This window comes from Microtetraspora sp. NBRC 13810, assembly GCF_030268685.1.
GTDB lineage: Bacteria > Actinomycetota > Actinomycetes > Streptosporangiales > Streptosporangiaceae > BSRQ01.
The window spans coordinates 95012-116770 of sequence record NZ_BSRQ01000001.1 but is presented as its reverse complement, the minus strand read 5'-3'; the positions used below and the strand labels follow the sequence as shown (position 1 = coordinate 116770).

At 72.2% G+C, this 21759-nt stretch carries 20 protein-coding genes; 7 read left to right on the top strand and 13 right to left on the bottom strand.

Translation table 11 applies throughout. The annotated features are described in order from the left end of the window. Positions 1 to 6: 6 nt before the first annotated feature. From QSK26_RS00535 to QSK26_RS00520, 4 genes are read right to left on the bottom strand one after another with little or no spacing between them, the layout of a single operon-like run. Positions 7 to 693: a gamma-glutamyl-gamma-aminobutyrate hydrolase family protein gene (locus tag QSK26_RS00535; RefSeq protein ID WP_285772904.1), complete on the bottom strand. Its 687-nt coding sequence runs from the start codon at positions 691 to 693 to the stop codon at positions 7 to 9. Beyond that, entirely contained in the window at positions 690 to 1454 is a 765-nt protein-coding gene (locus tag QSK26_RS00530; protein WP_285772903.1) for a 3-oxoacyl-ACP reductase, read from the bottom strand. The genes QSK26_RS00535 and QSK26_RS00530 overlap by 4 nt, the downstream gene beginning before the upstream one ends. A gap of 2 nt (positions 1455 to 1456) precedes the next feature. After that, the gene (locus QSK26_RS00525) at positions 1457 to 2803 is read right to left on the bottom strand and encodes an aldehyde dehydrogenase family protein (protein ID WP_285772902.1); all 1347 of its coding nucleotides are present in this window, start codon (positions 2801 to 2803) and stop codon (positions 1457 to 1459) included. A gap of 7 nt (positions 2804 to 2810) precedes the next feature. Continuing rightward, positions 2811 to 4157, bottom strand: coding sequence for a glutamine synthetase family protein (locus QSK26_RS00520; RefSeq protein ID WP_285773514.1), 1347 nt, complete (start codon positions 4155 to 4157; stop codon positions 2811 to 2813). 328 nt (positions 4158 to 4485) lie between these two features. Here QSK26_RS00520 and QSK26_RS00515 point away from each other — a divergent pair, with 328 nt between their 5' ends. The 3 genes from QSK26_RS00515 to QSK26_RS00505 all read left to right on the top strand — a co-directional run bounded on the left by QSK26_RS00515 (position 4486) and on the right by QSK26_RS00505 (position 7160). Beyond that, on the top strand, positions 4486 to 5208 hold the full coding sequence (locus QSK26_RS00515) for a FadR/GntR family transcriptional regulator (protein ID WP_285772901.1): 723 nt from the start codon (positions 4486 to 4488) through the stop codon (positions 5206 to 5208). A 72-nt stretch (positions 5209 to 5280) separates the two neighbouring features. Further along, entirely contained in the window at positions 5281 to 6063 is a 783-nt protein-coding gene (locus tag QSK26_RS00510; RefSeq protein ID WP_285772900.1) for a hypothetical protein, read from the top strand. A gap of 83 nt (positions 6064 to 6146) precedes the next feature. Beyond that, a complete protein-coding gene (locus tag QSK26_RS00505; RefSeq protein WP_285772899.1) occupies positions 6147 to 7160 on the top strand; it encodes a LacI family DNA-binding transcriptional regulator in 1014 nt (337 codons plus the stop codon). 15 nt (positions 7161 to 7175) lie between these two features. Here the strand turns inward: QSK26_RS00505 and QSK26_RS00500 are convergent, their stop codons facing one another. The 3 genes from QSK26_RS00500 to QSK26_RS00490 all read right to left on the bottom strand — a co-directional run bounded on the left by QSK26_RS00500 (position 7176) and on the right by QSK26_RS00490 (position 10792). Then, positions 7176 to 8192, bottom strand: a complete 1017-nt coding sequence (locus tag QSK26_RS00500; protein WP_285772898.1) for an acetamidase/formamidase family protein — start codon at positions 8190 to 8192, stop codon at positions 7176 to 7178. Further along, entirely contained in the window at positions 8189 to 9601 is a 1413-nt protein-coding gene (locus QSK26_RS00495) for an APC family permease (protein WP_285772897.1), read from the bottom strand. Before QSK26_RS00495 ends, QSK26_RS00500 begins: the two co-directional genes overlap by 4 nt. Positions 9602 to 9697: 96 nt before the next feature. Then, a complete protein-coding gene (locus tag QSK26_RS00490; RefSeq protein ID WP_285772896.1) occupies positions 9698 to 10792 on the bottom strand; it encodes a substrate-binding domain-containing protein in 1095 nt (364 codons plus the stop codon). Positions 10793 to 10880: 88 nt separating this feature from the next. Between QSK26_RS00490 and QSK26_RS00485 the strand changes: the two genes are divergently transcribed. Beyond that, positions 10881 to 11279, top strand: a complete 399-nt coding sequence (locus QSK26_RS00485; protein ID WP_285772895.1) for a MarR family winged helix-turn-helix transcriptional regulator — start codon at positions 10881 to 10883, stop codon at positions 11277 to 11279. 35 nt (positions 11280 to 11314) lie between these two features. Here QSK26_RS00485 and QSK26_RS00480 read toward each other — a convergent pair whose 3' ends face one another. The 3 genes from QSK26_RS00480 to QSK26_RS00470 are packed head-to-tail and all read right to left on the bottom strand — an operon-like array spanning position 11315 to position 14438. Continuing rightward, positions 11315 to 12145, bottom strand: coding sequence for a sugar phosphate isomerase/epimerase family protein (locus QSK26_RS00480; RefSeq protein WP_285772894.1), 831 nt, complete (start codon positions 12143 to 12145; stop codon positions 11315 to 11317). Then, positions 12142 to 13296 (bottom strand): dihydrodipicolinate synthase family protein, encoded by a 1155-nt coding sequence (locus QSK26_RS00475; protein ID WP_285772893.1) that lies wholly within the window; start codon positions 13294 to 13296, stop codon positions 12142 to 12144. The genes QSK26_RS00480 and QSK26_RS00475 overlap by 4 nt, the downstream gene beginning before the upstream one ends. After that, positions 13293 to 14438: a Gfo/Idh/MocA family protein gene (locus QSK26_RS00470; protein WP_285772892.1), complete on the bottom strand. Its 1146-nt coding sequence runs from the start codon at positions 14436 to 14438 to the stop codon at positions 13293 to 13295. The genes QSK26_RS00475 and QSK26_RS00470 overlap by 4 nt, the downstream gene beginning before the upstream one ends. Positions 14439 to 14531: 93 nt before the next feature. Between QSK26_RS00470 and QSK26_RS00465 the strand changes: the two genes are divergently transcribed. After that, entirely contained in the window at positions 14532 to 14870 is a 339-nt protein-coding gene (locus tag QSK26_RS00465) for a hypothetical protein (RefSeq protein WP_285772891.1), read from the top strand. Positions 14871 to 14872: 2 nt separating this feature from the next. Further along, entirely contained in the window at positions 14873 to 15577 is a 705-nt protein-coding gene (locus tag QSK26_RS00460) for a nucleotidyl transferase AbiEii/AbiGii toxin family protein (protein WP_285772890.1), read from the top strand. Between the two features lie 40 nt (positions 15578 to 15617). Here the strand turns inward: QSK26_RS00460 and QSK26_RS00455 are convergent, their stop codons facing one another. Then, a complete protein-coding gene (locus QSK26_RS00455; RefSeq protein WP_285773513.1) occupies positions 15618 to 17330 on the bottom strand; it encodes an ABC transporter ATP-binding protein in 1713 nt (570 codons plus the stop codon). Between the two features lie 1430 nt (positions 17331 to 18760). On the opposite strand from QSK26_RS00455, the gene QSK26_RS00450 reads away from it, so the two are divergent. Beyond that, positions 18761 to 19783, top strand: a complete 1023-nt coding sequence (locus tag QSK26_RS00450; protein WP_285772889.1) for a MurR/RpiR family transcriptional regulator — start codon at positions 18761 to 18763, stop codon at positions 19781 to 19783. Between the two features lie 39 nt (positions 19784 to 19822). Here the strand turns inward: QSK26_RS00450 and QSK26_RS00445 are convergent, their stop codons facing one another. Both QSK26_RS00445 and QSK26_RS00440 read right to left on the bottom strand, forming a co-directional pair. Next, positions 19823 to 20572 carry an ABC transporter permease gene (locus QSK26_RS00445; protein WP_285772888.1) on the bottom strand — a complete coding sequence of 250 codons (750 nt, stop codon included), beginning with the start codon at positions 20570 to 20572 and terminating at the stop codon, positions 19823 to 19825. Between the two features lie 214 nt (positions 20573 to 20786). Continuing rightward, entirely contained in the window at positions 20787 to 21731 is a 945-nt protein-coding gene (locus QSK26_RS00440; protein ID WP_285772887.1) for an ATP-binding cassette domain-containing protein, read from the bottom strand. Positions 21732 to 21759 lie beyond the last annotated feature (28 nt).

The following is a 21759-nucleotide window of genomic DNA, read 5'->3' as shown; positions in this document are numbered from 1 at the left end:
CCGGTTTCAGCGCGCCGCGGTGACCAGGGCCTCGAAGAGGGAGGAGTCGCTTCCGGCTTCGGGATGCCACTGTACGGCGATCGTGAAGGGATGGTCGGGGAGTTCGACCGCTTCGATGGTTCCGTCGTCGGCGAACGCGCCGGCGGCGAGCCCGCCGGCGAGGCGGTCCACGGCCTGGTGATGGTAGTGGGCGGCCTCGTGCGGGCCGATGATCTTGGAGGTGAGGGTGCCGGCGACCGGCCGCACCGGGAGGTGGCCGAAGGTGCCGGGGGCCGGGGAGTGGCCGTCGTGGCCGACCACGTCGGGCAGGTGCTGGTGCAGGGTGCCGCCGAGGGCGACGTTGAGCACCTGGAGGCCGCGGCAGATGCCCAGGAACGGCAGCCGGGCGTCGAGGGCCGCGCGCATCAGCCCGAGTTCGGCGTCGTCGCGGAAGTCCCTGACGTAACCGGTCCGCTCGTGCGGGCGCTCGCCGTACCTGGCCGGGTCGATGTCGCCGCCGCCCGCGACGATCAGGCCGTCGAGGCGCCCGGTCAGCCCGGCGGGCTCGCCGGCGGGCGGCAGGATCACCGGCTGGCCGCCCGCCCGCGCGACGTGCTCGACGTAGGTGTAGGGGAGCAGCGCGGCCGGCTGCTCCCACACCGTGAACCGCGCCGGCTCGACGTAACAGGTGATGCCGATGACGGGGCGGTTCACAGGGGCGTCACGTAGGCGCCGGAGATGCCGCCGTCCACCAGGAACTCCGAGGCCGTGATGAAGGAGGAGTCGTCGGAGGCGAGGAAGGCCACGGCGGCGGCGATCTCGGACGCCTCGGCGAACCTGCCCAGCGGCACGTGCACCAGGCGGCGCTGGGCCCGCTCGGGGTCCTTGGCGAAGAGCTCCTGGAGCAGCGGCGTGTTCACCGGCCCCGGGCACAGGGCGTTGACCCGGACGCCCTCCCGGGCGAACTGCACGCCGAGCTCCCGCGACATGGCCAGCACGCCGCCCTTGGAGGCGGTGTAGGAGATCTGGCTGGTCGCCGAGCCCATCACCGCCACGAACGACGCCACGTTGATGATCGACCCCTTGCCCTGGCGGCGCATGTAGGGGATCGCGTGCTTGCAGCACAGGTAGACGCTGGTGAGGTTCACCTCCTGGACCCGGCGCCAGGCGTCGATGCCGGTGGTCAGGATGGAGTCGTCGTCCGGCGGGGAGATGCCCGCGTTGTTGAACGCGATGTCCACGCTGCCGTAGGTCTCGAACACCGTCTCGTAGACGCCCGCGACCTCTTCCTCGCTGGTCACGTCCGCCTTGAGGTAGAGGCCGCCGACCTCGGCCGCGGACTTGGCCCCGCTGGTCTCGTCGATGTCGACGCACACCACCCGGGCCCCCTCCTCGGCGAAGCGGTGCGCGGTGGCCAGGCCGATGCCGCTGCCGGCCCCGGTGATGACGGCCACGCGTTCCTGCAAGCGCTGCATGTTCACTCCGATGAGATGAAGACGTTCTTGGTCTCGGTGAAGGCGGCGAGCGCGTCCGGGCCGAGCTCGCGGCCGAGCCCGGACTGCTTGAAGCCGCCGAAGGGGGTCCAGTAGCGGACCGAGGAGTGCGAGTTGACCGACAGGTTGCCGGCCTCGACCGCCCTGGCCGTGCGCAGCGCCCGCCCGACGTCCCGGGTCCAGATCGACCCGCTCAGCCCGTACGGCGTGTCGTTGGCGATCCGCACGGCGTCGGCCTCGTCCTCGAACGGCACCACGCTCACCACCGGGCCGAAGATCTCCTGGGTGTACGCGGGGTCGTCCAGCCCGTCCGGGACCAGCACGGTCGGCGGGAACCAGAATCCCGGCCCCGCCGGGCAGCCGCCCTGCGCGTACGGCGTGCCGGTGACGAAGGACGCCACCCTGGACCGATGCTCGGCGCTGATCAGCGGCCCCATCTCGATGGCCGGGTCGAGCGGGTCGCCCACCCGGACCGCCCGCACGGCCGCCACGAGGCGCTCCAGGAACTCGTCGTACACCGAGCGCTGGACGAGGACGCGCGAGCGCGCGCAGCAGTCCTGCCCCGCGTTGTCGAACACGGCGTACGGCGCCGTGGCCGCGGCCTTCGCCAGGTCGGCGTCGGCGAAGACGATGTTGGCGCTCTTGCCGCCGAGCTCCAGGGTGACCCGCTTGACCTGCTCGCCCGCCCTGGCGGCGATCTGCCTGCCCACCTCGGTGGACCCGGTGAACACGATCTTGGCGACGTCCGGGTGGTCGACCAGCCGGGCGCCGGCCACCTCGCCCTCGCCGGGCACGACCTGGAGGACGTTCTCGGGGAGGCCGGCCTCCAGGGCGATCTCCGCCAGCCGGCGGGCGGTCAGCGGCGTCCACTCGGCGGGCTTGACGACCACCGTGTTGCCCGCCGCGAGCGCGGGGGCGACGCCCCAGGTCATGATGGTCATCGGGAAGTTCCACGGCACGATGACGCCGACCACGCCGAGCGGTTCGGCGAAGGTGACGTCCAGGCCGCCGGAGACCGGGATCTGCTTGCCGTGCAGCCGTTCCGGCGCTCCGGCGTAGAAGTCCAGCACGTCGCGGACGTTGCCGGCCTCCCAGCGGGCGTTGCCGATCGTGTGCCCGGCGTTGGCCACCTCCAGCGCGGCGAGCTCGTCCGCGCGGGAGTCCACCAGGGCGGCGAAGCGGCGCAGCAGGCGGGCCCGGTCGCCGGGGCTCACCTCCCGCCAGCCGGGGAACGCCCTCCTGGCACGTTCCACCGCGCGGTCCACCTCGGCGGCGTCCGCCATCTCCACCTCGGCGATCGGTTCCTCCGTCGCCGGATTGATGATCTTCATGTCCCCTCTACATCCGTTCGAAGCCGCGGAACAGCTCCCAGTCGGTGACCGCCGAGTCGAAGGCGGCGAGCTCGACCCGGGCGCTGTGCGCGTAGTGCTCGACGACCTCGTCGCCGAAGGCCGCCTTGGCCGCCGGCGAGCCCTCCCACAGCGCCAGCGCGTCGCGCAGCGTGTGCGGGACCGTCTCGGCCCCGGAGGTGTAGGCGTTGCCCGCGCACGCCTCCGGGAGCTCCAGCTCGTTGTCGATGCCGTGCAGGCCGGCCGCGATCAGCGCGGACACGGCCAGGTAGGGGTTGACGTCCCCGCCCGGCACCCGGTTCTCCACCCGCAGCGACGAGCCGTGCCCGACCAGGCGCAGCGCGCACGTGCGGTTGTCCACCCCCCACCGGACGGCGGTGGGGGCGAAGCTGCCCGGCACGTACCGCTTGTAGGAGTTGATGTTCGGGGCGTAGCAGAGGGTGAACTCGCGCAGGCAGGCGAGCTGGCCGGCGATGAACCGCCGTCCCAGCTCGGACAGCCCGTGCTCCTCGTCCCCGGCCATCACCGGCTCGCCCCCGGGGGTGCGCAGCGAGATGTGGATGTGGCACGAGTTGCCCTCGCGCGCGTTCGGCTTGGCCATGAAGGTGATCGACCTGCCCTCCTGGGCGGCGATCTCCTTGGCGCCGTTCTTGTAGATCGAGTGGTTGTCGCAGGTGGCCAGCGCCTCGGTGTAGCGGAAGGCGATCTCGTGCTGGCCCAGGTTGCACTCGCCCTTGGCGGACTCGACGTACATGCCCGCGCCCTCCATGCCGAGCCGGATCCTGCGCAGCAGCGGTTCGACGCGGGCGGTGCCGAGGAGGGAGTAGTCCACGTTGTACTGGTTGGCCGGGGTCAGGTCGCGGTAGCCGCGGCGCCAGGCGTCCTCGTAGCTGTCGTCGTAGAGGACGAACTCCAGCTCGGTCCCGACGTAGGCGAGCAGGCCCCGCTCGCGCAGGCGGTCGAGCTGGCGGCGCAGGATCTGCCGCGGGGAGGGGGTGACATCCGTGCCGTCCTCCCAGACGAGGTCGGCGACGACCATGGCGGTGCCCTCCTGCCAGGGCACCCGGCGCAGGGTGGCGAGGTCGGGCCGCATGACGAAGTCGCCGTACCCGCGCTCCCAGGAGGACATCGCGTAGCCCTCGACGGTGTTCATGTCCACGTCCACCGCGAGGAGGTAGTCGCAGCCCTCGGCCGCGTGTTCGAGCACCTCCTCCAGGAAGTAGCGGGCCGACAGCCGCTTGCCCTGGAGGCGTCCCTGCATGTCGGTGACGGCGAGCAGGACGGTGTCGAACTCACCGCTCTCCACACCGGCTGTCAGCTGCTCCGGGGTCAGCATGCCGCGAGGAGTCACGTCCGCTCCTTCCACCAAAAGTCTGAAACCAGACCAATGCCACGCATGCAAGCACTGTGAGAAGCCGCTTGTCAACGGTTCACGCAGGTCCGGGCGTTTGTGCGGAAAGATTTACCCGGATGCCGCGGCACTCCTCCTCGCCGGGCCCTTCCGCCGCGCCGACGTCGATCACGTCTCACCCCGTGTTCTCCGTCCCGGACCGAGACGCTTCCGAGGCCGAACTCGCCTGATCGCTGACTAGGCTGGAGTTGCCGGCCGTTCACCGCCGGGCGGAGGTCAGGGCTGCTTCGGGCGACCCGGGGGAGGGGGAAGCATGACGGAGAACGGCCTCGACGTCGCCTTCCGCCCGGTCCGCTCGGGTAACGCCTTCGAGGAGACCGTGGAGCGGCTCCTACAGGCGATCAAGCTCGGAGTCGTGGGGCACGGGGAGAAGCTGCCGCCGGAGCGAGACCTCGCCACCCGGCTCGGCATCAGCCGGGTCACCCTGCGCGAGGCGATCCGCGCCCTGCAGGACGCCGGCTACCTCGACGTCCGCAGGGGCAGGTACGGCGGAGCCTTCGTCACCTACCGGCCCCCGCCGCCGACGATGGGGGATCTGCGCAGGCTCGTCTCCCACATGGCCCCGGGCGAGCTCGCCGACGCGCTCGTCTACCGGATGGCGATCGAGGTCGGCTCGGCGCAGGCGCTGGCCTGCGCGGAGCTCCGCCCCGAGCAGAGCGCCACCCTGCGCCGGCGGCTGCGCGCGGTCAACACCGCGAACCCCGCCGACTACCGCCGCATGGACACCGCCTTCCACCTGGCCATCGCCGAGCTGACCGGCTCGCCGCTGCTGGTGGCCGCGAGCGCCGACGCCCGGATGCGCGTCACCGACCTGCTCAACGCGATCCCGGTCCTCGACGTCAACATCGCGCACGCCGCCGTCCAGCACGACGCCATCGTGGCCGCGATCCTGGCCGGCGACGCGGAGGCGGCGCGCCGGGCCGTGGCCGAGCACCTGGAGGGGACGGCGGCACTGCTGCGCGGCTTCCTTGCTTAGAGAGGCCGGCGCTCACAGAGGCCGACCGACGCTCACAGAGGCCGACCAACCAGGACGGAATCGGACGGGAACATGGGGGAATGGTTCGCTCAGCGGATCCTCGACGCCGGCAGGTTGCCACTTTTCTGTTTCTTCGTCGCATTGATCGCGACCTTCGTCTTCACCCGGATCAACGTCCGGCTGATCCGGGCCGACGTGTCCTGGTGGTTCAAGAACGTCAACGTCGGCGAGGTGCACATCCACCACGTGGTGTTCGGCGTGGTGCTGATGCTCTTCGGCGGCGTGTCCGGGCTGGTCGTCTCCGGCATCTCCGAGGGCTGGTACGCGGTGACCGCCTCCATCCTGGGCGTGGGCGCGGCCCTGGTGCTCGACGAGTTCGCGCTCATCCTGCACCTGCGTGACGTCTACTGGTCGGAGGAGGGACGCGCGTCGGTGGACGCGGTGTTCGTGGCGGTCGCGGTCACCGGGCTGCTCGTGCTCGGCCTGCGTCCGCTCGGCTGGGAGGTGCCCGACGGCGTGCGCCCCGGGCCGTGGATCGCTCCAGCCGTCCTCGTGGGCAACCTGGTCCTCGCCGTGGTCACCCTGCTCAAGGGCAAGATCTGGACCGGCCTGGTGGGACTGTTCGTCCCCGGCCTGCTCGTCGTCGGCGCGGTGCGGCTGGCCCGGCCGGGCTCGCCGTGGGCCCGCTGGTTCTTCGGCCCGGACGCGCCGCGTCCCCGGCCGGGCAAGATGGCCCGCGCGCTGTACCGGGAACAGCGCTGGCGGCACCCGGTCATCCGTGCCAAGATCAGCGTCCAGGAGTTCGTCTCGGGGCGTCACGACCTGCCTTCTCCGCGGCGGGGGAAACGCCTCTGATGTGGCAGAATCGGATACGGAAAGCGTTTTCCGGCGATTACCCTCGTCCCTGACACCGTCCCTTCGACGAACGGGAGCACGGCATGCCGCGCGACGCCACCCTGGAGGATGTCGCCCGGCAGGCGGGCGTATCGCTGGCCACGGCATCCCGGGTGCTCAACGGCAGCACCCGGCAGGTCGGCCGGGCGCTGCGGGACCGGGTCGAGCAGGCCGCCGCCGAGCTGGGATACACCACCAACCGCGCCGCGCAGGCCCTCGCCCGCAGCGCGAGCGACATCCTCGGCCTGGTCGTGCACGACCTGTCCGACCCCTACTTCGCCGAGGTCGCCAACGCCGTCGTGCGCGCGGCCGGGCGGCACGGGCTGTCCGTCATGGTCGGCACCACGTTCCGCGACCCGGAGGCGGAGATCGGCTACGTCGCCACCCTCCGCGCCCAGCGGGTCCGGGCGATCGTGCTGGCCGGCAGCCGGAGCGCCGACCCGGAGGTGACCGCGCGGCTGCGCGCCGAGATCGACCGCTTCCAGGGCACCGGCGGCAGGGCCGCGCTCATCGGGCAGGACCTGCTCGGCGTGGACACCGTCGTACCGGACAACCACGCCGGGTCCCGGGAACTGGCCGAAGCGCTCGCCAGGCTCGGCCACACCCGGTTCGCCGTGCTCACCGGCCCGCCCGGCCTGCTCACCGCCGCCGACAGGACCGCCGGGTTCGCCGAGGGGCTGGCCTCGCTCGGCCTGCCCGCGCCCGTGCTGATCCCCGGCCCGTTCGACCGGGACGGCGGGCACGCCGCGGCCCGCGAACTGCTCGCCGCCCACGGCACGGAGGTGACCTGCGTCTTCGCCGTCAACGACGTGATGGCGGTGGGCGCGCTCGCCGCGCTGCGCGGGGCCGGGGTGGACGTGCCGGGCCGGATCTCGGTCGCCGGCTTCGACGACATCCCCACCCTGCGCGACCTCACCCCCGCGCTGACGACGGTCCGCCTGCCGCTGGCCGAGATGGGCACGCGGGCCGTCGAGCTCGCCCTCGGCGCCGACCCCGCGGGCGCCGAGGCGGCCAGGGCGCGGGTCGTGCTCAGGGAGAGCACCCGCGCCCTGACCTGACCCGGCTGTCCGGCGTCAGCGGGAGGACAGGTACTGCGCGCCCAAGGCCCGCAGCCGCCCGTGCGCCGACTCGTAGACCTCCGGGGCCCCGGCGCCGAGGTACGCCTTGGGCAACTTGGCGACCATGGTGTAGTTCGTGTCGCACACGTTGCCCACCGGGGCCTCGCCGCCCTGGCTGACGAGCTGGTAGGCGTCCAGCTCGTCCAGCCCGGTCAGCGACGCCGTCCAGGTCACCAGGTCGTGCTGGCTGATCCGGTAGGCGTCCTCCAGCGGCCGGGCCGAACCGGTGGACATCAGGTGCCCGTCGTCTTCGAGACGCGGCCACGGCGTGCCCACGCCCTTGATCAGCTCGACCGCGACGACGGTGTTCATGGCCGCCTCCACGGCCGTGCCGCACACCTCGCCGTGCCCCTGCCGGCAGTGCCCGTCGCCGATGGAGAACAGGCCGCCCGCCACGTTGACGCCGAGGTAGACGGTCACCCCGGCACGCAGCTCGGGAGTGTCCATGTTGCCGCCGTGCGCGTCGGGCGTGATCGTCATCCGGGCCTCGGACGCGCCCGGCGCCACGCCCACCGTGCCGTGCATCGGGTCCAGCGGCATCTCGACCGTGAAGTCCCCGCGCCGCGCCCGGTAGCGGACCACCCGGCGCTCCGCGTCCACCTCGTACAGCCACACGACCTCCTCCAGCGGCGGCTGGAGGGTGGCGGTGGTGTGGGTGCCGGTGAGCGCCCCGAAGTGCGGGAACGTCGTGGAGACCGCCCAGTCGCGGGCGGGCTCGATGGAGACGAAGTGCAGCGCGAGGGTGTCCCCGGGCTCCGCCCCCTCCACGTGGAAGGGACCGGTGACCGGGTTCAGGTAGGGGAACTCGCACACCTGGGAGGGCAGGTCCCGCACCCCGCGCACCCGCCCGCCGAAGCAGTCCTCGGTGAACAGCTCCATGATCGTCCCCGGCTTGACGCTTCCCACGGCGGGACGCCCGCCGAAGGTGAAGGACAGCTCCTCGGGAGAGGGACGGTAGGAGACGATGTTCACTCGGAGTACTCCTTGATCGCGGACAGGGTGGGACGGCGGCCCATCATGTAGGAGCCGACGAGGACGATCACGCCGATCAGCAGCCAGACGAAGCCGAGCACCTGGGCGGCGATGCTGGCGTTGATCACGACGTAGAGCAGGATCAGGAAGCCGATGACCGGGGCGATGAGGTGCCGCCACCAGTCGCGGCTGCGGTTGCGCACGACGTAGTGCACGACCACCGACACGTGCAGCGCGAGGAAGGCGGTCATCGCGCCGAAGTTCACCAGGGTGGTCAGCAGCGTGATCCCGTCGCTGCGGGTGCTCATGTACACGCCGAAGACGAGGGAGACGGCGGCGACGAGGAAGGTCGCGTTGACCGGAACCTTGTGCCTGGGGTGCACGCGGCTGAGGAAGGCGGGGAGCTGCCGGTCGCGGGCCATCGCGAACAGCAGCCGCGAGGTGGCCGCCTGGGCTACCAGGGAGTTGGCGAAGCCCCAGGCCACCGCGGTGGTTACGGCGGTGAGCACGCTGAGCCAGTGCCCGCCGGCGAACTCCGCGATGTCATAGAACGCCGTGCCCGCCGGGTCGCCGTTGTTGAGCAGGCCGGTCCGGTCCGGGGCGAGCAGCGCGGCGACCCAGGTCTGCACGATGAACAGCACGCCGGCCAGCGCGAGCGCCAGCACCATGGAACGGCCGAGCCGCCTGGTGTCCTCGCGGCTCTCCTCGGCCAGCATCGAGATGCCGTCGAAGCCGAGGAAGGACAGCACCGCCACCGAGACCGCGCCGAACACCAGCGGCCAGGTGAAGGTGGAGGAGTCGAAGAGCGGGCTGAAGAAGTTCCCGTGCCCCTTGCCCTGGGCGAGCGCGACCGCGCCGATGATCAGGAAGATCGCCAGCACGACCAGCTCGAAGACCAGCATGACCTTGTTCATGAGTGCGGTCATCGAGATGCCGAAGTAGTTGACCGCGGTGTTCAGCACGATGAAGGCGATCACCCAGCCCCAGATCGGCACCGCCGGCACGAACGACGCCATGGCGGCGCCGGCCACCAGGTAGAGCAGGGAGGGCACGAGCACGTAGTCGAGCAGGATGACCCAGCCGGCGAGGAAGCCCACCGGGGCGGCGATGCCGCGTCCCGCGTAGGTGTAGACCGATCCGGCCATCGGGAACGCCCGCGCCATCTGCGCGTACGACAGCGCGGTGAACGCCATCGCGATCATGCCGATGAGATACGCGAGCGCGACCATCCCGCCGGACGCCTCGAAGACGCTGCCGAAGATGCCGAACGGCGCGATCGGCACCATGAAGATCAGGCCGTAGATCAGCAGGTCGGTGAAGGTCAGCGCGCGTCGTAGCTCCTGCTTGTAGCCGAAGCTCTCGACGCCTGCTGGGGGTGAAGACGATGAGGACGTCTCGGAGGAGGTCATGTGCGGCTCCTAGAACACACGCTGTTGCAGAGCCGTACGATAGGGGCAAATCCTTGAAAACGAAAAGGTTTAGCGGCAAAGTTTTACGTGGCCGCATCAAACGGACGTCACGACGTCGAAGTCCAGGCCGTCCGCCCGGCCCACGTACACCCGCTGGCGGACGTGCCGGTCGGCCAGCACGACCCGTCCCCGGCCGCTGACGATGGCGGTGCCGTCGGCGACCGCCTCGACCGCGGGCACGCTGAGCGACCCCGCCCGCCGGGCCAGCGCGGCCAGCATCAGTACGCCCTCGTAACAGCCGTGGCCGTGCCCGTTCAGCAGCGGCGCGTCCGGGCCGAACATCCGGGTGTAGCGCCCGCCCAGGCTGAGGCTCGCGTCGGTGGCGACGCTGCTGAAGTAACCCATCGCCGCGTACAGCTCGCCGGTGACGTCGCCGCCGGTGGCGAGCAGGCCGTGCTCCTCCAGCGCCCCGCACAGCCGGGGGAAGGCGAGCCCGCTCGCGGTGAACGCCCGGTTGAACGCGACCAGGTCGCTGCCGATGAGGTTGACCAGCACCGCGTCCGGCCTGACGGCGGCCAGCTCCTCGATCAGCGGCGCCATGTCGGAGGTGCCGGAGGGGACGAACCGCTCGCCCACCACCGTCGCCGACCGGGCCCGCAGGTGGGCGCGGGCGGAGGCGTGCACCAGCCGGGGCCAGACGTAGTCGTTGCCCACGAGGAACCACCGCCTGGCCCTGCGGTGGTCCAGCAGCCAGTCGAGCCCCGGGCCGACCTGCCGGGACGCCGGCTCGCCGAGGTAGTAGACACCCCGGGCGCGGGCCCCGCCCTCGTACGGCGGCGTGTAGACGAACGGCGCGGCGCCGCGGAGCGCCCGCTCGACGGTCACCCGCACGTCGCTGGCGTGCGTGCCCACGACGGCCTGCACGGCGCCCGCGGCGACCAGCCCGGACACCTCGCGGCCCACCTCCGCGGGGGACCGGCCGCCGTCGACCAGGACCAGCTCGATCCGCCGGCCCAGCACCCCGCCCGCGGCGTTGACCTCCGAGGCGGCGAGCAGCGCGCAGTTGATGGCGCACGGCCCGAGCAGGCCCAGCACGCCGGACACGGGCACCACCAGGCCGACACGGAGCGTGTCGGTCTCTACCAGGTGTGCCTCGAAGGGGTCGATGACCACCGTGACGGGTTCGGCCACGTGTAAGAGTATCCTCCTTGAGCACGCGCGGACTGAAGGGAACCCAGCGGTGGTGACGACGGGTCTCGGCTCTTCTCTCGCTTATCTGTTGACCCGCGCGGAGCGCAGCGTCAACCGGGGGCTCTCGGCGGCGCTCGCCGCGGAGGACGTCAACGTCGACCAGTGGCGGATCCTCCAGGCGCTCGCCGACGGCCGGGGGCACTCCATGGGCGACCTCGCCGAGGCGGCGCTGATGCCGCACCCCACGCTGACCAAGGCGGTGGACCGGCTGGTGGACCGCGCCCTGGTCTACCGGGGGCACGACCCGGCCGACCGCCGCAAGGTGGCGGTCTTCCTGGCCACCCGGGGCAGCGACCTGCTCGGCCGCCTGGAGGCCGGGATCGCCGAGCACCACCGGGCCATCCACGCCACCTTCGGCGCGGACCGCACCGAGCAGCTCATGCGCGAGCTGGAGACCCTGGTGCGCTCCCTGGACGGCCAGCCGTAGCCGCGCCCCCCGGGGAAGCCGCCGTCCAAGAGAGGCTAACCGAGCACCTCCGAGCGATAACGCGCCTTCATGGTGGCGAGCACCTCGTCCGGATCGGTGGCCCAGACCTCGGCGTTGAAGATCTCCACCTCGACGTCCCCGGTGTAACCCGCCGCCTCGACGGCCTCGGTCAGCGGGCGGAAGTCGATCACGCCGTCGCCCATCATGCCGCGGCCGAGCAGCACCTCGGCGGGCAGCGGCTGGAGCCAGTCGCACACCTGGTAGGACGCGATGCGGTCGCCCGCCCGCGCGATCTGCTCGAAGACCTGCGGGTCCCACCACACGTGGAAGGTGTCCACCACCACCCCGACCTGCTCGGCCGGATGCGCCAGGGCCAGGTCGAGCGCCTGTCCCAGGGTGGAGATCACCGCCCGGTCCGCGCAGTACATCGGGTGCAGCGGCTCCAGCGCCAGCCGCACGCCCCGCTCACCCGCGTAGGGGGCGAGCTCGGCGAGGGCCTCGGCCACCCGCTCCCTGGCCCCGGGCAGGGAGCGGGAGAAGCCGGGGGAGGGCGGCAGGCCCGGCGGCACCCCGGGCAGGCCGCCGACCACCATGACCAGGCAGGGCGCGCCGAGTGCGGCGGCCTCGTCGATGGCCCGCCGGTTGTCGTCCAGCGGCTCGCCGCCGGTCAGGAAGCCGCCCCGGCACAGGGAGGAGACCCGCAGGCCGCTGCCGGCGACCAGCTTGACCGCCGCGTCGAGCCCGCACTCGTGCAGCGGCTCGCGCCAGATCCCGATGGCCTCGATCCCGTGCCGCACGCAGCCGTCGATCGCCTCGGGCAGGCTCCAGTTCCTGGTGGTCCACTGGTTGAGGGAGAGCCGGTTCACCGGTCCACCCCCGCCGTGGCGAGCAGCGCCCGCATCCGCGCGACCGCGAGATCCGGGTCGGGGAGCAGCCCGGCCCGGTCGGCGAGCCGGAACGCCTTGGCCAGGTGCGGGATCGACCGGGCGCTCTGGGCCGCGTTCACCATGACGAAGGCGTCCTGGTGGCCGGCGAGCCAGGCGAGGAAGACGATGCCCGTCTTGTAGTGGTAGGTCGGGGTCTGGAAGAGGTGCCGGGACAACGGCACCGTCGGGGCCAGCACCGCGTCGTAGGCGGCGAGGTCCCCGTCGTCCAGCGCGGCCAGCGCGGTGGCGGCGGCCGGGGCGATCGCGTCGAAGATGCCGAGCAGCGCGTGGCTGCCGCTCCTGATCAGCTCCGGATAGTTGAAGTCGTCGCCGGTGTAGAGCTTGACGCCGCCGGGCAGCGCGGCCCGCAGCCGGACCTCGTGCCCGGCGTCGAGCAGCGACACCTTCACCCCGTCCACCTTGCCCGGATGGTCGCGGATGAGGGCGAGGAAGGACTCGGTGGCCTCCTCGACGTCCGCGGAACCCCAGTAGCCGGCCAGCTGGGGATCGAACATCTCGCCGAGCCAGTGCAGGATCACCGGCCGCCGGGTCTGGCCGAGCAGCCTGCCGTACACCCGGTGGTAGTCCTCCGGGCCGCGGGCGAGGGAGGCCAGGGCGCGGCTGGCCATCATGATGACCCGCGCGCCCGTCTCCTCCACCACCGCGAACTGCTCCTCGTAGGCGGCGGCCACCTCGTCCAGGGTGCCGGCGCCCGGGGCCTGGTCGGTGCCCGCGCCGCAGGCGAGCAGCTCGGCCGGGTCGCCGAAGTCCTTGGCCTCCGCCGCGCTGCGCCGGATCAGCTCGGCGGTCGCCGCCCAGTCCAGCCCCATGTTGCGCTGCGCGGTGTCCATCGCGTCCGCCACCCGCAGGCCGTGCGACCACAGGTGGCGGCGGAACCGCAGGGTGGCGTCCCAGTCGACGGCGGCCGGGCGGCCCGGCGTGTTGTCGCCGAACGGGTCGGCGACCACGTGCGCGGCGGCGTAGGCGATCCGGCTCGCGGCCGCGCCGTCCGGCCTGCGCCAGGACACCGGCTCGCGGAGGGCGTACGGCTCCAGCCGGCCGCCGGCCGTGGGCAGCAGGATCGTCGTCACGGCCGCGGCACCTCGATCCGGCGGCCCTGCGCGGAGGAGAGCAGGCCGAGCTGGGCGAGCTGCACCCCGCGTGCGCCCGAGGCCAGGTCGTAGGGGAACGGCGCGTCCTCCATCACGTGCCGGACGAACATCTCCCACTGCACCTTGAACCCGTTGTCGAACTCCTCGTTGTCGGGCACCTCCTGCCACTGCTCGCGGAAGCTGTGCGTGGCGGGCAGGTCGGGGTTCCAGACCGGCTTGGGGGTGGCCGAGCGGTGCTGGACCCGGCATCGGCGCAGCCCGGCGACCGCGCTGCCCTCGGTGCCGTCCACCTGGAACTCCACGAGCTCGTCGCGGTTCACCCGGACGTCCCAGGAGGAGTTGATCTGCGCGATGATCCCGCCCTCCAGCTCGAAGATGCCGTACGCGGCGTCGTCGGCGGTGGCCTTGTACTCCCGGCCGTTCTCGTCCCAGCGCACCGGGACGTGGGTGACGGCCTTGGCGATCACCGACTCGACCCGGCCGAAGAGGTTCTCCAGGACGTAGGCCCAGTGCGGGAACATGTCCAGCACGATGCCGCCGCCGTCCTCGCTGCGGTAGTTCCACGACGGCCGCTGGGCCGGCTGCCAGTCGCCCTCGAACACCCAGTAGCCGAACTCGCCGCGCACCGACAGGATCCGGCCGAAGAAGCCGCCGTCGATGAGCCGCTTCAGCTTGCGCAGGCCGGGGAGGAAGAGCTTGTCCTGCACGACGCCGTGCTTGAGGCCCGACGCGGCCGCGCGGGCGGCCAGCGCCTCGGCGTCCTCCAGCGTCTCGGCCGTGGGCTTCTCCACGTAGACGTGCCTGCCCGCCTCCAGGGCCTTGAGCACGGCGGGCACCCGGGCGGAGGTGACCTGGGAGTCGAAGTAGACGGAGGCCGCCGGGTCGGCGAGCGCGGCGTCGAGGTCGGTGGTCCACTTCGCGATGCCGTGCCTGGCGGCGAGGTCGGCGAGCTTGGCCTCGCTCCGGCCGACCAGCACCGGGTCGAGCAGCACCCGGTCGCCGCCGGCCAGGGACACCCCGCCCTGCTCGTTGATGGCCAGGACCGACCGCAGGAGATGCTGCCGGTATCCCATCCGCCCGGTGACGCCGTTCATCACGACACCCAGGGTCTTCGTCGTCATCCCCACCCCTTTGGAAAGCGCTTTCCCGAATATGGCAAACGTAAGGCCCCCGGGGGAGCCGCGTCAACAGCCCGGCCGGGCGATACTGGTGGGGTGACCGCCGCCGTGCGACCGCTGCCGTCCCGCTGGGACGCGGTGGCCGAGAAGGTCCCCGACTCGCTGGCCGACCTGCGCGGCCCCGCGACCGGGACCGTCGAGCTGCCGCTGCGCCTGGCCTGGTCCGGCCTGCGCGTCTTCGACCTCGACGACCCCCGGCTGCGCCTGTCCATGTACCACGTGGTGCTCACCGAAGGTCGCCGGCAGGATGTCGAGACCTACGTCTGCGCCGACCACGTGCTCGCCGACTGGCCCAGGCTGCGCCGGCTGGTGGCGCGGCGGCTGCGCGAGGCGTGGGAGGTCCGCTTCACCGTGCTCGCCGGGGAGGCGGGCTGACCGTGTCGTCCCGGCTGGAGCTGCCGCCCTTCCACCTCCGCCTCCTTGCGGCCGGCCGTACCGTCTGCGAGCGGCACGGCCTGTGGCTCGCCGGCGGCTACGCCATGCGGGCGCACGGCATCACCGACCGGCCCAGCCAGGACCTCGACTTCGCCACCGCCGCCGAGACACCGCTGCCCGAGGTCGCCTCGGACGTCGCGGCGGAGTTCCGCCGCCTCGGCTTCACGGTCGCGCTGCTGGAGACCACCCCGCGGCAGGGGCGCCTCGTCGTCACCGACGAGGTCACCGGCCAGGCGTGCGAGATCGACCTGCTCAGGGAGGCGCTCCAGGACCAGCCCATGCTGATGGAGCTGTGCCCGGTGATCGGCCTCGACGACGCCGTGGGGATGAAGGTCCGCGCCCTGCACGGCAGGGGCATGCCGCGCGACTTCATCGACGTCGCCGCCGTCTCCGACCTGTACGGCCACCGCGACCTGGAGCGCCTGGGAGCCCTGCACGAGGAGGACTTCCGGCTCCAGGATCTCGTGGACCGGCTGGAGACCGTCGACCTCCTCGCCGACGAGGCGTTCGCCGCCTACGGGCTGGACGACGAGGGCGTCCGGCGGATCCGCGGGTTCGCCCACGCCTGGGCCGAGGACATCAAACTGCGGCGCAGCGACGACGGCGACCTCGACGGCGAGGACTTCGACCTCCCCGAAGTGGACTGACCCCCCACCTGACCGCCCCCCTGACCCCCTACCTGACCGCTTACCGGGGCGCGAGTGCCTTCCCGCCCGCGACGAGCTGGGTGGTGGCCAGCTCACGGTAGAGGTCGTCGTTCAGCACCAGGTCGGCGTGGGTGCCGACGGCGCGCACCCGGCCCGCCTCCAGGACGACGATCCGCTCGGCGCTGGTCACCGTGGACAGCCGGTGGGCGATCACCAGCACGGTCGTGGTCCCGGCCACCTCGTTGATCACGTCGCGCAGGCGCAGCTCGTTCACCGCGTCGAGCTGGGAGGTCGCCTCGTCGAGCAGCAGCAGCCGGGGACGGCGCAGCAGCGCCCTGGCGATCGCGACCCGCTGCCGCTCGCCGCCGGAGAGCATCTGGCCCCGGTGGCCCACCGGCGTCTCCAGGCCCTCCGGCAGCCGCTCCACCAGATCGGCGAGCCGGGTACGGGCCAGCACGTCGGCGATCTCGTCGTCGGTGGCGCCGGGCGCGCCGAAGGTGAGGTTCTCCCGCAGGCTGCCCGCGAGCACCGGGGCGTCCTGCTCGACGTAGCCGAACGCGCCGCGCAACTCCGGCAGGGTCAGCTCCGACAGCTCCCTGCCGTCCAGCCTGATCGACCCCGAGGCGGGCTCGTAGAACCGTTCGAGCAGGGCGAAGACCGTGGACTTGCCCGCGCCGGAAGGGCCGACCAGCGCCGTCATGCCGCCCGCGGGCACCTCGAAGGACACGCCGTCCAGCGCCGGGACACGCCCGCCGCCGTAGTCGAACCGGATGTCGTCCAGCACGATCCCGGCCGGCGTCGCGTCGCCCCGCACCGGCTCCCCGGCCACCTGCTCGGCGTCGAGATCCTCGATCTCGCGCAGCCGGGTCACCGCGGCCAGGCCGGTCTGGAGCTGGGTGGCGCCCTCGACCAGCGTCGCGATCGGGCCGGTCAGGTAGAAGAGGTAGAGCAGGAACGCGATCAGCGACGAGATCTCCAGCGTCCCGTCCGCCACCCGCACGCCGCCTACCCCGAGTACGGCGAGGAAGGAGAGCTGCACGCCCACCCAGGTGGCCGTCCCCGCGATCGAACCCCAGGCCGCCACGGTCACCCCGCGCCGCCACGCGCGGTGGGCGGCGCCGCGCACCGCGTCGGTCTCCCGCTGCTCCGCGCCCGACGCCTTCACCGTGCGGAACGCCTGCAGCGAACGGTCCAGCGCCGCGCCCATCTCGCCCAGCGCCTCCTGCGCCTGGGTGGTGGCCCGGCCGATGCGCGGCATGACGAAGAGCAGCAGCGCCCCCACCACGGCGAGCACCCCCACCGTCACCGCGAGCAGCACCGCGTCCATGACCCCCATCAGCACGACACAGCCGATCAGGATGAACACCGCCGAGACGGCGTTGGCCAGGCCGCTGGTGCACACCGCGCGCAGCAGCGTCGTGTCCGCGGTCACCCGGGAGATGAGGTCGCCCGGTTTGAGCCGGTCGACATCCGGCACCCGCAGCCGCAGCATCCGCCCGACCAGGCTCAGCCGCGCGCTCAGCACGATGGTCTCCGCCGTGCGCTCCAGCACGTAGCTCCCCGCCGCCGAGATCGTCGCCCCCAGCAGCACCAGCACCGCCAGCGTCACGATCGGCCCGGTCAGCGAGGCGCCCGATCCGAAGGCGTCGATGACCGACCTCGCCACCAGCGGCTCGGCCAGCCCCGCCAGGCCCCCGGCGAATCCGAGCACCCCGCCGCCCACGAGTTTCCACTTCTGCGGCCTGATGTGCACGAGCAACAACCGCCAGGAACCTTTTCGCGGCTTCGGGGGAGAGGTCTCGTCATCCACGAACCGGCAAACGGCCAAGAAACCCGGACGTGTTCCTTCGCTCGCAAAAATCATTACTAAGTAGGGGGTGCGATCGGCATAAAGGATGACGGGCGCAGGCCGGTAAGGGTGGTTGGCACTGCGGTAAACCGGGAACCCCGCGTACTGCGAAGCCTCTCCTTCGCAAACAAAAGGGGGGTCGGTTCCCGGGGCGTGCGCCCGGGATCACGACTATGAGGGGCGTCTCCGGTGAGCCCCATCGGAGATGCCCCCAACCCGCCCCCTTCCTCTCCACCGTCCGCGCCCCGGTACGGCCCGCCTCACGGTGGGACGGCCCGCCGGACCGCCTTCACGCTGGGACGGCCCGCCGACCGCCTTCGCCGTGGGACGGCTCGCTGGGTGCTTCACGGTGGGACGGGTTGCCATGCGCTCTCGCGATAGGACGGCTTGCTGGGCGCCGGGCCGCACCACATCTCCCTCTTCACCACCGCGCCTCCTTCTTCGCCACCGCACCTCCCTCTCAGCCGCCGCACCTTGATCGGCCTCCGTGGCGGTCTACCCTGTCGTTCGGGGTGGGCCGTAGATCAACTGTTCTCATGTCAGAGGGACCCTTCAAAGGGCCATGCCACGGTCGTCGTGGTGGCTGGGCGCTGTTTCTGGGGCGCCGGGCCGCGCCGTACCTCTCCTCTCCGACGCGGCGCCTTGGTGTGCCTCCGGGGTCTCCCGGTTGTGCGGGTGAGTGGTTGCGGTTTGGACGGGCCGTTCCGACAGGTCCTTTGTATGGGCTGGCCGTTCCGACAGGTTTCTTCGTGCGGACCGTTCTAAGGAGTTTCTCCCTACGGGCTGCTGTGGCGAGTTCCTCTCTATGTGCTGCTTCGAGGAGTTCCTCCCCACATGGATCTTCTGGGGGAGTTCCTTCCCCTCCGGCCGTTCATAGGAGGCTGGAACCTACTCCGGGAAACCAAGGCGCCGCGGCGGCGAGGAGGTGTACGGCGCGGCCCGGCGCCCGGCAACGGCGACCAGCCACATACCGCGACGACCACAGCGACGACCACCGCCACAACGACCGCCACAACCGGCCGGTGGCTGCCGTGGTGGGGGAGGTGTTGACCGGGGAAGGGAGGGGGATCAGACTTGAATGGGGTTATTCATTGGGCTTCGGGGAGGGTGCGTTGAGGCGATGTGGTGACCCGGGGATGGGCGTGATCAGGCGCGTCGGCGTGGGATACGAACGGGCGGCCGAGGTCGCTGCCGCCAGCGGGGAGTCGGGGTCCGATGCGAGAGACGAGCCGGGGCCGGATGCGAGAGGCGAGCCGGGCTCATGGTCGGTTTGCCGGGAAACTCTCAGGTGAGTAGCGGAATGGACGACGAGGCCGGAGGTGTTGGACGCGGACGTGGGGGACGGACTCGAGCGGCTTTTTGAAGGCAGGCGGCTGTCGCCCGTCCAGCGGCGGATCGCCCACTACCTGGCGGAGCACCTGACCGAGGCCATTTTCCTGTCGAGTGTGGAGCTTGCGGACCGGGCGGGGGTCAGCCAGCCCTCGGTCACCAGGTTCGCGATGGGCCTCGGGTTCGCCGGTTATCCCGAGCTGCGCCAGGCCCTGCGCCCGCTGGTGCTCGGCGGCGCGGAGCCGGCGGAGCCGTACGCGCCGGCGGAAGGGGCGCCGCGGTTCGCCGAGGCGATCGACGACGAACTGCGCAACCTCGCCTCGGTCCGGGAGCGGCTGGCCGGTGCGGACCGAGCGGCTGCGGACCGGGCGGCTGCAGGCGGGGCCGCGATCGGCGGGGCCGCGATGGACGGCGCCGCGATGGACGGATCAGCGTGGGGCGGACCGGCGAAGGACGGCCTAGCGAAGGACGGACTGGCGAGGGGCGGACCGGCGAGGGACGGGGCCTTGGGCGGGGAGTCGGGGCTTGGAGCGCGGATTGTTGAGCTGGGGGGTGCGCTGGCGGTGTCGCAGCCGCTGCCCGTTCTCGGGCTGCGGGTTTCCGAGGGGCTGGCCACGATCTTCGGTTACTACGCGCGGCGCATCCACCCCGACGTCCGGCTGCTCACCCATGGCGGGACCGAGTTGGCCGACGGGCTGCACGCCGCCCAGCGGGCCGGTGCCGAGTGGCTGCTCGCCGTGGTGCTGCCGCGCTATCCGGCCGAGGCCGTGCGGGCGCTGGAGTACGCCGAGCGGCTGGGCCTGCGGATCGCGGTGATCACCGACCGGCCGCAGGTGCCGTTCCCCGCTGATGTGGTGCTGGACGCGCCGGTCGGCGACCGCCTCGTCTTCGACTCGCACGCGGCGCCGCTCGCCCTGGCCATGACGCTGGTGGAGGCGATGGCCGACGCGGCGCCGCTGCGTACCCGGGCGCGGCTGGAGGAGTTCGAGCGGATGAGCGAGGAGACCGGCGTCTTCCACTCCGGCTGACCGCCCCGGCCGCTCCCGGCTGACCGTCCCGGTGGCCGGTCAGCCGGCCAGCCGTCGCATCGAGGAGACCGACCAGCTCAGCGCGAGTACGGCGAGCAGGATCGTGAAGACGAAGGCGATGAGGATCGACCCGTCGGCGAAGTCGCCCCGGAAGAGCGACTTGCCCGCCTCGACCGCGTGGTAGAGCGGGTTGGCCTGCGCCGCGACCTGCAGCCAGCGCGGCGCGAACTCCATCGGCAGCAGAATCCCGGTGAGCAGGATCAACGGCATCGCGAAGAACTGCAGGATCTGCGACATGCTGTTCTCGTCCCGGATCGCCAGCGCCATCGCGTACGAGATCCCGGAGGCGAAGACGCCGACCACCGCCATGAGCGCGAGCAGGACGAGTACGCCGGCCGGGTCGGCGCGCATGCCCATCAGCACGGCCACCACGATCATCAGCAGCGACTGCACCACCAGCGTGACGACGTCTCGCGCGACGCGGCCGAGCACGATGGCGGGCCGGCTGGCCGGGCTGACGGCGAGGCGCTCCAGGACCCCGCCCCGGATCTCGCCGATCATGGTGAAGCCGACGAACAGCGAGCCGAACAGCGCGATCATCACCATCACGCCGGGCGTGAAGTCGCGCAGAGTGTCCGCCGTCGAACCGCCGGGCATGACGTTGGCCAGCAGCGGGGCGAAGAGCAGCAGGTAGAGCACCGGCTGGAAGACGCCGAACAGCGGCCAGACCGGGTTGCGGAAGGTGATCCGCAGTTCGTGGGCGAGGAAGAGCGCGGTGTGCCTGAGCATCGGTGCTCCTTCGTCAGGGGGCGTCGGGGGGTGTGGGGGGGTGTCGGGGGCGGTAGGCATCCAGGAGGTCGGGGCGTCGGGGGCGGTAGGCGTCCAGGGGGGTCGGGGTCGGGGGGCGGGGCGTCAGGGGGTGTCGGGCGGTAGGCGTCCAAGGGGGGCGGGGCCGGGGTGTCAGGGGGCGTCGGGGTGGTGGGCGTCCCAGGGGTGGCGGAGGTCAGGCGGCGTCGCGGAGTGAGCGGCCGGTCTTGGCGAGGAAGACGTCGTCGAGCGTGGCACGGTCCAGGGAGATCGACCGGATGGGCACGTTCTGCTCCTCCAGGGCGCGCAGCATCGCGGGCAGCCGGTGCTCGCCGTCGTCGAGGTAGGCGCGCAGCGCGTCGCCGTCGAGCCGCACCTCCTCGGCGAACGGCGCCAGCACCTCCCGCGCGGTGGCCGCGTCGCCGACGCGCAGGGTGACCACGTCGCCCGCGAGCCGGCGCTTCAGCTCGGCGGGGGTGCCCTCCGCCACGACGACGCCCTGGTCCACGATGATCAGCCGGTCGCACAGCGCGTCGGCCTCCTCCAGGTAGTGCGTGGTGAGCAGCACGCCGGTGCCGCTCTCGCGCAGCCGCTGGATCCGGTCCCACAGGTTGGCCCGGTTGTGCGGGTCCAGGCCGGTGGTGGGCTCGTCGAGGAAGAGCAGCGCGGGGGCGTGCACCAGGCCGAGGGCGAGCGCGACCCGCCGCCGCTGCCCGCCGGACAGGGTGCGCCCCGGCCGGTCGGCCACGCCGGTCAGGTCGAAGGCGGCCAGCGCCTCCTGGGTACGGCGGGCCGGGTCGGGCACCCCGTGCAGCCGCGCGGCGAGCATGACCTGGGCGCGCGGGCTGGTGCCGTCCTCCACGCCGCCGGTCTGGCTGACGTAGCCGAGCCTGCGGCGTACCGCGCCGGGCTCCTTGCGCAGGTCGTGGCCTGCGACGGTGGCCTCGCCCGCGTCCGGGACGATCAGCGTGGCCAGCATCCTGACGGTGGTGGTCTTGCCGGCGCCGTTGGGCCCGAGCACGCCGAAGATCTCCCCCTTCCCGACGGTCAGGTCGATGCCCCTGACCGCCTCCACGGTCTGGACGCCCTTCCTGGTCCTGGTGGTGAACGTCTTCCTGAGGCCGTGCGCGTCGATGATCAAGGGACTGTCTCCTCCACTGGACGGCTCT